We start from the raw sequence: 13,059 nt of genomic DNA, 5'->3' as shown, positions 1-13,059 counted from the left end.
CAGCCTCAGGCGATCAGATGGGCAAAAGAACCCATGACCGCGCCGTCAACCAGCCCCATGTCCGCAAGCGGATCCCCAAGGGCGTCTGTAGCCGCGAACAGGCGCCCGGCCTGCCCCTCGTGCTGGATGCTGGCGTAGTGGAACTCATGGCCCTTCAGGCGGGAGCCAGTGCCCAGTCCCTGGAACGGCAAGTCGGCCAGAGCAGTCAGACGGCGGTACCCCAGATGCAACCTTCGGGCGGCGAAGCTTGTTTCCAGCGGGAGGAGGCCCAGCATCTCATGGCGTTCGCCGACCGCATCAATGAGCCCTTGCCCCAGGACCATATAGCCACCGCATTCGCCAAAAACCGGCACATTGCGGGAGGCGGCAGCGCGGATCGAGGCGCGATAGCGCTGGTTCGAAGAAAGCCGGCCGGCATGCAGTTCCGGATAGCCGCCCGGCAGATAGACAGCATCGGCAGACGCATTCGCAGCTTCATCCGCAAGCGGCGAAAACGGCAGGATTTCCGCTCCGGAGCGGCGCCAGCCGTCCAGCACATGCGGATAGGCAAAGGTGAAGGCCACGTCCCTGGCAACGGCAATCCGCTGACCCGGCGGCGGCAACAGGACCGGTGCCGGATCAGCGGATGGCCGCATCGGACGGGCCAGGGCAACAAGGGCGCTGAGGTCGACTGTTTCTGCGGCAAGTTTCGCGGCACCAGCAATAAAGCCGGCGAGATCGGCGTTTTCTTCCGCCTGAACCAGACCCAGATGGCGCTCCGGCAAGGCTAAAGTGTCCCGGCGAGGCAGCAAGCCCAGCACCGGCAGACCGAGCGGGTCAAGGGCTGCACGCAACATCTCGCCATGCCGGGCACTGCCGACCCGGTTCAGAAGCACCGCCGCAACCTGAACGTCCGCACGGTGATCGCGGAACCCGCGCACGAGCGCTGCAACGGACTGCGCCTGTCGGGAACAGTCGACCACGAGGACAACTGGAATATTGAGCGCGGCTGCCACATCCGCAGCGCTGGACGCCCCGTCACTGGCGCCGTCAAACAGGCCCATGGCGGCTTCTACAATCAGAAGATCAGCGCCGCGCGCCTGCGCGCTGGCCAGGCTCTTGAGGACCGCTGGCGGCATGGCAAACGGATCGAGATTGACAGACGGTGCGCCGCTGGCCGCCTCGTGAAACTTCGGATCAATGTAATCCGGCCCGCATTTGGCGGCGCGGACCTTGAGCCCGCCCGCGCGCAATGCTCCCAGCAGGCTGAGGGTCAGGGTTGTCTTGCCGGCACCGGAGGTCGGGGCGGCCAACATCAGCGCGGGTGCGCCACTTTCTGACCGGTCCAACTCGGAAAGGCTGCTCATTCCGCAGCACCCAGGCTTTGCAGCGGATCACCGAGACCGAGCGGATCGCCGGTCAGCGTGCGGCCGGCCAGAGCCCCAAGCCAGTCCAGACCGGCGCGCAAGCGCACCACCTCGCCGACGCAGACGATCGCCGGCGGCTCGAGCGATGCCGAGGCGGCATCTGCCGCACAGCAGGCAAGGCTCGTCTCCAGGACGCTTTGCTGGGGCAGCGACGCATTGCACACAATGGCCACAGGTTCTTCACCGGATCGTCCACAGGCCATCAATTCGCCGGCAATCTGGGAAAGATGCTTCATCGCCATATACATGATGATGACCGGAGAGCCTTCAGCAATGCCCTTCCAGTTAATGGCGTCAGGCGCCAGCCCGCTCTGGTCATGACCGGTCAGGAATGTCACTGCCTGATTGGTGTCACGATGTGTCGCCGGAATACCGGCATAAGCCAGGCCGCCAATACCGGCGGTGATGCCGGGAATGACCCGGAACGGAACATGGGCTCCGGCCAGCGCCAGGGCTTCCTCTCCGCCTCGACCGAAGACAAAGGGATCTCCCCCCTTGAGGCGCAGCACCCGTTTGCCGGAGCGGGCATAATCGATCAGTTTCAGGGTGATGTCACGCTGCTTCGGGCTTGGTTTGCCACCGCGCTTGCCGGCGAAATCGAGCAGGACGCCGTCCTTCGCAAAGGACAGGATACTGGCATCGACCAGGGCGTCATAGACGACCACATCGGCCTGACGCAGGCCATTCAGCGCATGCAACGTGATCAGGCCCGGATCACCCGGTCCAGCGCCGGCCAGCCAGACCCAGCCCGGCTCAAAGACCGGCAGGCTGTTGGCTAAGGAGAATCCGTTCAAGGCAGTGTTCATGCCTGATGTTTTAGCCCCCCCCGACCGCCGGGCCAAGCGGGGAAGCGTCGCGAAGCCTCACCCAAAGCGACAGGTCGCTGGGGCAAGCCGACAAAGCGCGAGGGCATCCGTCAGTCAGAGGATTGGCGGGGTGCGACGACGGCCTTCCAGTTCGGCGGCGCGCCGTGCCTCGGCCCGCAACCGCCAAACGGCCGCCAGGAAGCGATAGATGCCGACCGTATAACGCTTGCCGAGACGGCGCGGCTCCTGCATCAGGCGGAACAGCCATTCAAGACCAGCCATCTGCAGGAACTTTGGCGCCCGGACGACATCCCCGGAGAGAAAGTCGAACAAGGCTCCGACACCGATGCAGATCGTCGGGTTGAGCCGAGCCCGGTTGTCGACGATGAACTGTTCCTGGCGAGGGTTACCCATGGCCACCAGCAGCAGATCGGCCTTGGATGCGTTGATGTCCGCAATCACGGCATCGAGTTCATCTGGCCCGAAATACCCGTCGCGATATCCGGCGATGTGGTGGCCTGGATAGTTTTCCTCGATATGCCCGGCAGCGCGCGCGACAGGATCGGGCTTTGCACCAAGCAGATAGATGCGCAGCGGCAAGCCGATGGTATGGAGGATGAACGGGATCAGGTCCGTGCCATTGAGGTTCGCCGGGAAGGATGAACCCGTCAGCGCCCGGTTGGCGATGTCGACGCCAATGCCATCATTGAACAGCGTCATGCGGGACAGGGTCCGGGCGTAGGCCGGATTGTCCATCGCCTGCAGAACGGTGTTGGCGTTGCAGATGCCGACATCCATTTTCATGCGCAGAAGCAAAGCACTGCGCATCATATCGACAGCTTGAGCGCGGGTAAGCTTATGAATTCCGAGCGGACCGATCCGGGTAATCCCGGACCCTACTGGAGCACCCAGATTCAAGCTGGACATCAACATCTACGCCTCACCTGAATTTATTATTCTCGTTGGATCAGCAAGATGCCTCAAAGCCAGTGAATAACGGATTAAATTGGATTTTTTCAGATTTATACTGTAAATGCCGCGTCAACTTACTTTTTAAAACTCGAACAGTCACGTTAACTTTCGTTTAAGGATTTGCGGAAGGAAAGGCAACCGTCCTGTCAGATTTTTCAATGTGCCAGCCGCTGCCCCCTGAATTTGCCACTTGTTAATCATGTTTCCCCATTGTCACGGCAAGAGGACGCGCATCGGACGCGACCGGTTTTAGCCTTTCTTGGGCCTCGCCACAGGTGCCGGGGCAGTTGCGTGAGCGGTCGCTGACCATGGTCGAAGTCTCTGACATTCCAGCAATTCTGGCCCGAAAGGCGCGATGGCTGGTGCTTGTGCCAGCGCTTTTCATTGCCCTTGCCCTTGCCTATGCTCTGGTCAGGACGCCGCTGTACAGTGCATCGGCGGAGTTGCTGGTCGAGCCGCCCAGCGCCCAAATCCTGGGGCGGGACTTTTCCGGCCGCGACGGGGCATCGCCGCTGGAGAGCCTGGACGTCGACAGCCAGGCCTTTGTCGTGATGTCCAACCCTGTACTCACCCAGGTCGTCGAGAAACTGGACCTGAAGAACGATCCGGCCTTCTCCGGTCCCGGCCTGCGCCAGCGGCTGCTGCCATTCCTGTTCCCGCCGAAAGGCACTGACGAGGCACTGTCCGGCCTGGTCGAGGCCCTGCGGAAGACGCTGCAGGTCAGCCGGGTGGACCGGACCTTCGTGTTCCAGATCATTGCGACCCATCCAAACCGGATCCGGGCGGCGGAAATCGCCAATGCGACCGCGCAAGCTTATCTCGATGAGACGCAAAAGGCGCGCTCGGAAGGTCTGCAGCGCACCAGTCAATCACTGCAGGCCCAGGCCGAACAACTGGCCCGGCAGGTTGAACAGGCAGAAGCCGCCGTTGAAAAATACCGCGCAGACAATGACTTGATCGCCACGACCCAGCGCGGCCTCGTCGAGGACCAGCAGTTGCAGGACCTCAACACGCAGCTGACCCAGGCGCGCGTGGACCTCGAGAAAGCAAAGAATACCTTCGATCTGGTGCGAAGGCTGAGCGCGGCGGACGTCGAGGCCGGGGCCATCCCAGTCGATGTCGCCAACACAGTCCTGAGTTCGCTGCGGGTCCAGTATGCCTCGCTCGCCGAGCGAGAAGCCCGCGCGGCAACCACGCTCGGTGCCAATCATCCGCAGATGCGCGAGCTTGCAGCGCAGTTGCAGAACACCCGCCGGCTGATTTCGGACGAATTGTCGCGCATCCAGCGCAACATCCGCTCCGACTATGAACGCGCCCAGGCCAACCTGTCCGGACTGGAAGCCCGGATCGGACAGCTCAAGGTGGCCAACTCCGACCAGAACAAGGCACAGATCGAGCTGCGCCAGCTGGAAGCGGATGCCGACACCAAGCGCGGCGTCTATCAGCTGTTCATGAAGCGGGCGCAGGAACTCTCCGAGCAGCAGGACGTGCAGGCAACCAATTCCCGCATACTCTCGGCTGCCCAGCCGCCGCTGGCGCCAGGAGGCCCTTCGGCTCTCATCCTGGTCGCAGCAGCGGGGATCTTCGGCATTGCACTTGCTTCAGGCGTCACCGTGGGGCTTGAGATCCTCAGCGGGCGCCTCAACTCGGAGCGGGAACTGGTGGACTGGACCGGCGCGCCAGTGCTGACCAACCTGCCGCTGCAGGACTTGCGCAAGGGGCGCTCAGGTCTCTTCGGCCGCAAACAGGACACCGCGCCGCAGCTTTTGTCGGATGCGGCTGACCTCGGCCTCAGCCGTGTTGCCTATGCCTTGCGCTACGCGCTCGGCGAGGATCTGCCTGCCAATATTCTCGTGCTGAAGACCACGACCGCCATCGAGACCACGGAAGTGACCCGGGGCATCGCCGCGTCGCTCTACGACATGAACGAAGAAGTCCTGCTCGCCCATGCACTGCCGCAACCGAGCAAGGCAAGCAAAGCGCTGGAACAGCGGCGGACCACCGGTCGGCGCTACAACGAGGATCGCGGACGGGATCTGGAGGACCGCTCAAGGCGAGGTCAAGCGGAGCCACATGCACTGTCGCGCTATGTCAGCGTCGAGCGGCTGGATGATCGGCGCAAGTATGCCGGCCCAGCAATGTTCACCGAAGACGGGCAGGACTTCCTGCTGATCGACTGCGGATCCACCGAAAGCAATCCGATCCTCCCGGTCCTGCTGAAGAACTGCGACGCGATCGTGCTTGTCAGCCAGCTCGGCGTGACGCGGATGGCCGATCTCGACCGCACGTTGGCCTACCTGCAACCCTGGCAGGAGCGGGTGATTGGCAATGTCGTTCTTGAGGCCGCCTGACGCGCGCGTGACACTGCTCTCCGCTCCCCAGCCTGAGGACCGGGGACCGGTCTGGCTTGTCCTTGTCTATGCGGTGATTTTCGGCACCCTGCTGTTCAACCTCGGTCTGGCCTTCGTCAACACCAAGGTCATGGGCATTTCCCAGAACCATGTCGTGCTGAGCGAACTGGCCTTGACCGGGCTGGCCATGGGGCTGGCCATGACCCGGCGCGCAGGTCTTTACACCCTGATCACGCTCTACCTTGCCTATATGTTCATGCTGATGGCGCTCCGGGCACAGATGGACCCGAAGTCGGTGCGTGACGCGCTCGTGCCGATCATCTTCTATTTCGTCGGGCTCCAGATAAGGGATATCCGGAAAGTCGACCAGATCGTCCTGTGGTCCGCGCTTCTTGTTCTGGCTGTCGGGCTGTTCGAGTTCCTGCTGCTCGATTTCTATCTCGCCAATGTGAACATCTTTGAATATTACGTCGCGCGCGGAACCATCACCGCTGACACGAACTTCCTTGGCGAGGACAATGCCCTCTTTCACAGTGGCGTGCGCTACGGGGGCCGGAACTTCTTTGGCTTCCTTGGCGCTCACCGGGTCTCGTCCGTTTTCCTTGAGCCGGTATCAATGGGCAATTTCGGGGCGTTTCTCGTGCTCTGGGGCGTCTTCCGAAAGGACATGCAGCATCGCTACCTGCTGATCGGCATCGCCTTCACACTGATCATCCTGTGCGATGCGCGCTTTGGCATGTTTGTCTCCTTGCTCTTCTTTGTCGTTGCCCCGCTGCACCGGACGACACCCCGGATCCTGATGCTGCTGGCGCCGATTGCCATTGTCATCGCACTGATGATCTATGCTGCGGCAGCCAACCGGATCGGCTGGGACGACACCATGACCGGGCGCTGGCTCTACTCCGGCCAATTGCTGATGAAACTCGACTGGCGCGGCATTCTCGGCATCTCGACCAACGCCACCTATCTGTCCGACAGCGGCTATGCCTTTGCCCTGTTCCAGACCGGCGCCATCGGCCTCATGGGGCTTTGGGCGATCTATATCTACGCCCCGATGCGCAATGACGAAGGATGGAAGTTCAAGGTCCTGCTTGTCGTCTATATCTGCCTGTTGCTGATCGTTTCCTATTCGCTTTCAACGATCAAGACCGGCGGCCTGCTCTGGCTCTGTGCCGGGGCGGTCGATGCCTGGCAGCGGAACGGCGGCTCTGTGCGGCCGCAGCCATTCATGGCCCCGGGTCGGGGACGCAAGGGACAAACACAGCCGTGGCGATGGCGAGCCGCGGCCCGTCAGGCGAGCGCCGTCCGGTAGAGATCCTCATAGAGCTGAGCCGTCTGCGCCCAGCCATGCTGGCCGGAAGACGCAATCGCAGCCGCGCGCAGCCCGGAACCTCCACCCTCCAGGGCGGCAAAGGCAGCCTCGACGCTCACCGCCGCTGCCGCCGGGTCGGCAAAGCGTGCCAGGGCGACCATGTCATGCTTGTGCGCCAGAGACTGAAAGGCCGCGTTGGGCTCGACGATCGGTACCAGGCCGGCACTCAGGGCCTCAATCAGGGCAATGCCAAAGCCCTCATATTCCGAAGCACTTACAAACAGGCTGCACTGCTGCATGATCTCGCGGATCTGGGTGTTTGACGGGCCGACATGCAAGGCCACCGAGGCACCAAGGCCGCGCGCGTCAATCATCTGCCGGATATCGGCCGCGCTCCAGTCCGACGCTGAGCCTGCGATATGCAGACGCCAGTCCGGGTCGCGGCGGGCCAGTTGCTGCATCATGTCGAGCAGCAGGTCGAGCCGCTTGTTGTGCGAGAACCGACCGATGGTGATGAGACCCTTGCTTGGGTTTTCAGCGCTTGCGGACCCGAACTTCTCCAGATCCGCACCGTTCTCGATAAGGCGGACGCGAGTGGGCGCAATCGTTGCAAATCGGGCAAAGTCGCTCTCGCTGCAACAGGCCATGCCCTTGTAGCGGCTCGCAGAAGTCCGGGTCACGCTGTTGAACCAGAGCGACTTGAGCTGCCGGTAACTGGCCGTGTGAAAGAAGCCGCCATGGGTGGTGGCAACCATCGGGGTGTGACGGGCGAGGGAGGTGAGCGCCAGGAAGTCAAAGAAGAAATCGACGGCATGAACGTGAATGATGTCAGCGCCCTGGAGCTGGGAGAGAACCGAAGGGGCGAGCGGATACCGCGGCGAGCCACGAAACGGAATGCGGCAAATCTCGACACCATCAAGGGTTTCCCGCTGTGGCAGATGCTTGTCCGGCTCGATGAACAGCCGGTCCAATGTCACAACCCGGACACGGTCAAAGCGATCGGTCTGCCGGCGGACGAGATTGCGGACGAAATCCTCAAGACCGCCGACCATCGGATAGAACTGACGCACGACATGCACGATGGTGCGCCCGACAAAGGGCGGCTGCGCCAGGTCGACTGCATCGAGCAGAGCGCGATCAATGGTCATTTGAGATCTCCGGGCAGTCATGGGGAGCACCGAAACGGGTGGACAGGGCGCGGAAGGCACCATTGGCGCCGGCCAGAGCATGGGAAACCGGGCTTGCCGGCACCTCACCATTCTGGCGTGGCAGAAGATAGGGCGCATCCAGATGCGGCCGGAACAGACTGCCGGGATCGGTTGTGACAGCTGCCCGGAAACCCAGCTTTCGCACGATGTTCGCTTCCCTGGTGCCGCCGATGGAGGGGGGGCCATAGGGATAGGCGAACCAGTCGACGGGCCGGCCGAGCAGGGCTTCGAGATAGCGCTTGTTGTCACCGATGTCCGTTTCAACCTCGGCATCGTCCAGCAGCCGCAGGGCGCGATGCGTGGTGGTATGGGCCCCGATCTCGACCAGAGGATGGCGATCTGCAGCCCGTATGCCGGCCTCATCCAGCGCCAGCCGGTCAACGAGATCCGGCATGGACACCCCATGGGCGGCAAAGACCGGCGCGAGCAGGTCCGCCCGGGCGAAATCCTGCCAGACCCAGGCCGTCATGGATTCGAGCGCGGCCTGCTTCGAACGCAGATCACGGCACTCAAGCTTGAGCCCCATCGGCTCCATATGGATCACGTCACAGGTTACGGCGAGCTCGCGCAACCCGAGCCACCAGGCATTGATGGTCCGGTCGACCATGCCTGTCGGAACGAAAATCGTCGCCGGCGCGGCGAAACGCTCCATGACCGGCAATGCCAGATCGATATTCGACCGGTAACCATCGTCAAAGGTCAGGACCACGAACGGACGGGCCTTGGGGTTTGTTAGCCGACGAAGAGCTTCGTCGGCACCGACGAATTCACGTCCGGACGCCCGAAGGGCCGCAAGAATGGCGTCAAAGTCGTCGACCGGACACCCCTGCCCCAGGGTATTCTCAGCGGAGCGGACGAATTCATGAAACATCAGGATCACACCCTGCCCGCCGTACCGACGGCCGATCAGGCGATCTGCGCCAGAAGACACGAGCAGCGTCGACAGGCCGGTCTTCGCCAGAGCTTTCAAGCGAGCCTTTGCCGTCCCCTTCGGGGTGAGGGTTCGCATCATGTCCTCCTACCGGGCCGACAGCGCTGCCAAAGCCAGCCTTACGTCCTTTGATCTGAGTGCAAGCATTGATCCATTGGTTTTAAATATTCTTCCCAAACTCTCGTTCGATTTCTTAATTCAAAACTAACGTTAAATTTTTGTGTATTTACAGATTATCTCATAATTAACTTTCACATAGACAAACGGTTACATATTTTTGATTTGATTAAATTTCCGGCAGAATTACCGTTCCTCAACACTCCCCTCCTAGGATGCGCACAGCGAACTTGCTGGAGGGCTTGACCGAGATGCGACTGTTGATGGCCTGTGCTGCCTTCCCCCCGAACCTGCCAGGCGGTGCCCAGACGTCCTCGTTCATGCTTGCCAAGATGCTGCAAGGCCAGGGAATTGACGTCACTGTCGTCAATGTCGGAGACCGCAACGAACTGGGCGAAGTGCAGGGCATCCCGGTGCGGCGGATCAAGAGCCCGAACATCTATTGGGACTATCTGAAACGGCGGCCAAACTGGAAGAAGCCGATCTGGCACCTTCTGGAAAATGGCAATCCCTTCGCGCTGTCGGCAATGCGGCGGCAGATTGCGGAAGTAAAACCCGACATGCTGATGACGGTCAGCATCGAGAACATCAACGTGGCCAGCTGGGCTGCGGCAAAGCTCGCCGGCCTGCCGGTCGCGCATACGGCGTTCAACTCGTTTCTGATGTGCTGGAACTCGGTGATGCAGAAGAATTCGCAGAACTGCACGCGCCAGTGCGGTTCCTGCAAAGCCAGCTCACTTGGAAAGAGATTCTTTACCCGCTACGTCGACGGCGTCGTTGGCGAAAGCCAGGACGTCCTGAACAGGCATATGGCAGAAGGATATTTTCCCAATGCCATCATGAAACGCATTCCGGCCGTCCTGCCGCGCCTGTTTGCCGAGACGCCCCGTCCGTTCCCGGCCGACCGGCCCCTGCGGGTCGGCTTCCTCGGCCTGCACAGCCATTTCAAGGGCGTGGCCTATCTTGGCGATGCTGCAGCCATGATGCCTGCAGACGCAAATGTCGAGTTCCATATCGCTGGCGAGGGAGCGGAACGGGACAATTATGGCGAAGAAGTCCGCCGTCGTTTCCCGGCTGACCGGACAATTTTTTACGGCTGGGTAAAAGCGGACGAATACCTCAAGGAAATCGACGTGCTCGTTTACCCTTCGATTGGACGCGAAGCTTTTGGACGGGCCTCCATCGAGGCCTTCGCCCATGCGGTGCCGGTGATTTCGACGAGCATTGGCGGTGTCGCCGAGAACATCGCGGATGGTGTGAACGGCTTCCATGTCCCGCCGGCAGATGCCGGGGCACTCCGGGAAGCGATCTTGCGGCTGGCCGGGTCCCCAACCACTTATGAGCGACTGTCGCGCGGCGCGCTTGCCTCCGCGCACGGTTATCTTCCGGATCATCTTGGCGTCGAGTTCAGGACCTTCCTCGGTGACGTGATGACACGGCATGGCCACCGCGAACAGCTTGCGAGAAAGTTCCAGACGCGATGAGTCTCCTTTCGTCCTTGCGCTCCAAGGTTAATCTCAAGGAATTCGTCTGGTCCTTCTTCAGCCGGATGGCCTCTCCCGTACTCAGCTTTGCTGTCCTTCTGATGGCAAGCCGGGTGCTGTCGATCGAGGAATACGGTCTCTACAATTTTCTGTTCTCTGTTGGCTCGTCCCTCGGCCTTGTCCTGGTGCTTGGCCAGAACGTCCTGCTGCTGAAACACTTCCGCAGCAATGACGGCCCCGAGCATGCTGCGCTCAACCGCAATCTGCTGTTCACAAACATGAAGTGGATCGCGTCGGGCATCGCCGTGATGTTGATCGCCGCAGCGGCAGTCCAGTTCTTTGCTGTCGATGTCCCGCATCAGTATGATGCTTTGCCGATTGCCCTGATCTTCGCCTGTGTTTTTTCTATAAGCGAGTACATGCAGTACTATTTCCGCGTACGCGGAAACATTGGCCTCGCGCTAACGCCACGGGAAAACATCTGGCGCATCCTGTCACTCATTGCCTTGCCGCTCGCGGCATATACCGGTCTTCTGACCTCCGGCGCCAGGGCGATGGAAGTCGTTACGGTGCTGCTTGTCGCGGTTGTCGGCTATCAGGCCTACCGGCTTGTGGGCATCGAGGGATTTGGGTTCCTCAAGGCCAGAACATCAGGGCTCGACGCGGAGACCCGTTCGAATTGGACGCAGGAAAGCCTGTTCTTCACCGCGAACAGCTTCTTCGTCTCGGCAGCGCTTTATCTCGAAACGATCCTGATCGGCATCTTCCTCAGCCTCGAGGCTGCGGCCTTCTACTTTGTGGCCTTCCGGCTTGCCGCGCTGCTGATGCTGCCGGTCACGATCATTGATACGATCGGTGTTCCAATGGTTTCTGCAAAGCTGCAGGAACGCGATGTGCCGGGCGCTCAACGTCTGGTCTCGCTGCTGTCTGCCGCAAGCTTCGTGGGAACCTGCCTTGCCTTCGGCTTCATGATGCTGATCGGCAAGTTTGCCCTGTCACTGTTCGAACCCTCTTTTGCCGATCACTTTGAAGTGCTTGCCATCCTGTGTCTGGCACCGCTTACCCATGCCTTCTTTGGCCCAGGGACCAATCTGATGATGATCGGCGGCGGGGAACGCTATTTCCTCGCCATGCGCAGTGTTGTCTTTGCGGTCTATGTTGCAGCACTTGTCCTGATGGGCATCTACCTGGGAATGGCGGGGGTTGCGATTGCCGGTCTGGTGCATGGCCTTGCCGTTCTGGTGATCTGCCGGAACTGGACCCTGAAACAGGTCGGGGTAGACACGATGGCGACAACCGTATTCGTCGCCTTGCGTCGCTGGCGTTCAAGCCGCGATGAGCCGGATCCTGAGGAGCAAACTCGATGAACCAGCGTTGGGCCAGGGTTGCAACCGCAGCATCGATCGGGCTGGCCTCATGTCTGATGCTCTCGTCTTCCGAGGCAGCCCGTGCCGCCCAGTGCCTGCGCGGAGCCAATGTGGCCGGTGCCGAGTTCGGCGACACAATCGGCAAACTCGGGACCACGCATTTCTATCCGACGCGAGAAACCCTGACTTACCTGGCAGGCAAGGGCATGAATGTGGTGCGGTTTCCCTTCAAATGGGAACGACTGCAACCGGTGCTGTACAACCCCTTCGACATGAACGAACTGCAGCCGCTCGTCGACAGTGTCGCGACGGCGAAAAGCATGGGCTTCAAGGTCATCCTGTCGCCGCACACCAATGCGCGCCACTTCGGCAAACAAATCGGCTCCCGCGAAGTCCCTGCGAGCGCCTTTGCGGATTTCTGGCGGAGATTGGCCAGTCTCTACGCAAGCGACAACGACATCATCTTCCTGCTGCAGAACGAACCGGACTTTATGGATGCCGCTTTCTGGCTACCCTCCGCCAATGCCGGCATTGCCGCGATCCGAGCGACCGGCGCGGACAACATGATCCTCGTCCCCGGGACGATATGGACCAGCGCCTACCACTGGCATGCCGAGCAGAATGGCGGCAGCAATGCGCAGGTGATGAACGGGGTTGTCGATCCGCTCGACAACTATGCCTATGACATCCATCAGTATCCGGACGAAGATTTTTCCGGTACCAATCGTACCTGCCCGGCAAAAGACATAGCCATTGATGCCTTGCAAAGGGTGACGGACTGGCTCACGGAATCCGGCAAGCGGGCCATCCTGAGCGAGTTCGGCGGCACATCCTCCCCCGATTGCCTTACGGCAATTGACGAGATGACCGGTTTCATCAACGCCAACCCGGACACCTGGATCGGCTGGACCTACTGGGCGGCTGGAGACTGGTGGGGCGACTACCCCTTGTCGATCCAGCCGGCGACACGCGGCGGTCAGGATCGGCCACAGATGGATGTACTGGAGCCTCATGTGCTAGGAAGCGCTGGAGAAATTCCGCAATGTGCGTCGATGACCGCCTCCCTTCCCGGCCTTCGCAGTACCCGATAACACCTGGACCCCAC

At 61.0% G+C, this 13,059-nt stretch carries 10 protein-coding genes; 5 read left to right on the top strand and 5 right to left on the bottom strand.

Translation table 11 applies throughout. From position 1 onward, the window contains the following. Window positions 1-5 precede the first annotated feature (5 nt). From ACTIFE_RS10405 to ACTIFE_RS10395, 3 genes are all read right to left on the bottom strand, one after another. The gene (locus ACTIFE_RS10405) at window positions 6-1,346 is read right to left on the bottom strand and encodes a cobyrinate a,c-diamide synthase (RefSeq protein WP_439529084.1); all 1,341 of its coding nucleotides are present in this window, start codon (window positions 1,344-1,346) and stop codon (window positions 6-8) included. Beyond that, complete coding sequence (gene cobA / locus ACTIFE_RS10400; RefSeq protein ID WP_439529083.1) at window positions 1,343-2,212, bottom strand: uroporphyrinogen-III C-methyltransferase; 870 nt, start codon at window positions 2,210-2,212, stop codon at window positions 1,343-1,345. The genes ACTIFE_RS10405 and cobA overlap by 4 nt, the downstream gene beginning before the upstream one ends. 114 nt (window positions 2,213-2,326) lie before the next feature. Next, window positions 2,327-3,040, bottom strand: coding sequence for a WecB/TagA/CpsF family glycosyltransferase (locus ACTIFE_RS10395; RefSeq protein ID WP_439529082.1), 714 nt, complete (start codon window positions 3,038-3,040; stop codon window positions 2,327-2,329). Window positions 3,041-3,471: 431 nt separating this feature from the next. Here ACTIFE_RS10395 and ACTIFE_RS10390 point away from each other — a divergent pair, with 431 nt between their 5' ends. Together ACTIFE_RS10390 and ACTIFE_RS10385 are read left to right on the top strand one after the other, a co-directional pair. Beyond that, window positions 3,472-5,535: a GumC family protein gene (locus tag ACTIFE_RS10390; RefSeq protein ID WP_439529081.1), complete on the top strand. Its 2,064-nt coding sequence runs from the start codon at window positions 3,472-3,474 to the stop codon at window positions 5,533-5,535. 7 nt (window positions 5,536-5,542) lie between these two features. Further along, complete coding sequence (locus ACTIFE_RS10385) at window positions 5,543-6,847, top strand: UDP-phosphate alpha N-acetylglucosaminyltransferase (protein ID WP_439529080.1); 1,305 nt, start codon at window positions 5,543-5,545, stop codon at window positions 6,845-6,847. Here ACTIFE_RS10385 and ACTIFE_RS10380 read toward each other — a convergent pair. Then, on the bottom strand, window positions 6,826-7,995 hold the full coding sequence (locus ACTIFE_RS10380) for a glycosyltransferase family 4 protein (protein WP_439529079.1): 1,170 nt from the start codon (window positions 7,993-7,995) through the stop codon (window positions 6,826-6,828). The two genes, ACTIFE_RS10385 and ACTIFE_RS10380, sit on opposite strands and share 22 nt — an antisense overlap. Further along, entirely contained in the window at window positions 7,985-9,064 is a 1,080-nt protein-coding gene (locus ACTIFE_RS10375; RefSeq protein ID WP_439529078.1) for a polysaccharide deacetylase family protein, read from the bottom strand. Before ACTIFE_RS10375 ends, ACTIFE_RS10380 begins: the two co-directional genes overlap by 11 nt. Window positions 9,065-9,354: 290 nt before the next feature. On the opposite strand from ACTIFE_RS10375, the gene ACTIFE_RS10370 reads away from it, so the two are divergent. From ACTIFE_RS10370 to ACTIFE_RS10360, 3 genes are all read left to right on the top strand, one after another. Then, window positions 9,355-10,587, top strand: coding sequence for a glycosyltransferase (locus ACTIFE_RS10370; RefSeq protein ID WP_439529077.1), 1,233 nt, complete (start codon window positions 9,355-9,357; stop codon window positions 10,585-10,587). Beyond that, window positions 10,584-11,954: a lipopolysaccharide biosynthesis protein gene (locus ACTIFE_RS10365; RefSeq protein ID WP_439529076.1), complete on the top strand. Its 1,371-nt coding sequence runs from the start codon at window positions 10,584-10,586 to the stop codon at window positions 11,952-11,954. Before ACTIFE_RS10370 ends, ACTIFE_RS10365 begins: the two co-directional genes overlap by 4 nt. Window positions 11,955-12,064: 110 nt before the next feature. Next, on the top strand, window positions 12,065-13,045 hold the full coding sequence (locus ACTIFE_RS10360) for a glycoside hydrolase family 5 protein (protein ID WP_439529075.1): 981 nt from the start codon (window positions 12,065-12,067) through the stop codon (window positions 13,043-13,045). The last annotated feature ends 14 nt before the right edge of the window (window positions 13,046-13,059 follow it).

Source organism: Pannonibacter sp. (assembly GCF_051860505.1).
In the GTDB taxonomy this organism is placed as follows: domain Bacteria; phylum Pseudomonadota; class Alphaproteobacteria; order Rhizobiales; family Stappiaceae; genus Pannonibacter.
The sequence above is the reverse complement of the archived record's forward strand: the minus strand, read 5'-3'. Positions and strand labels throughout refer to the sequence as shown.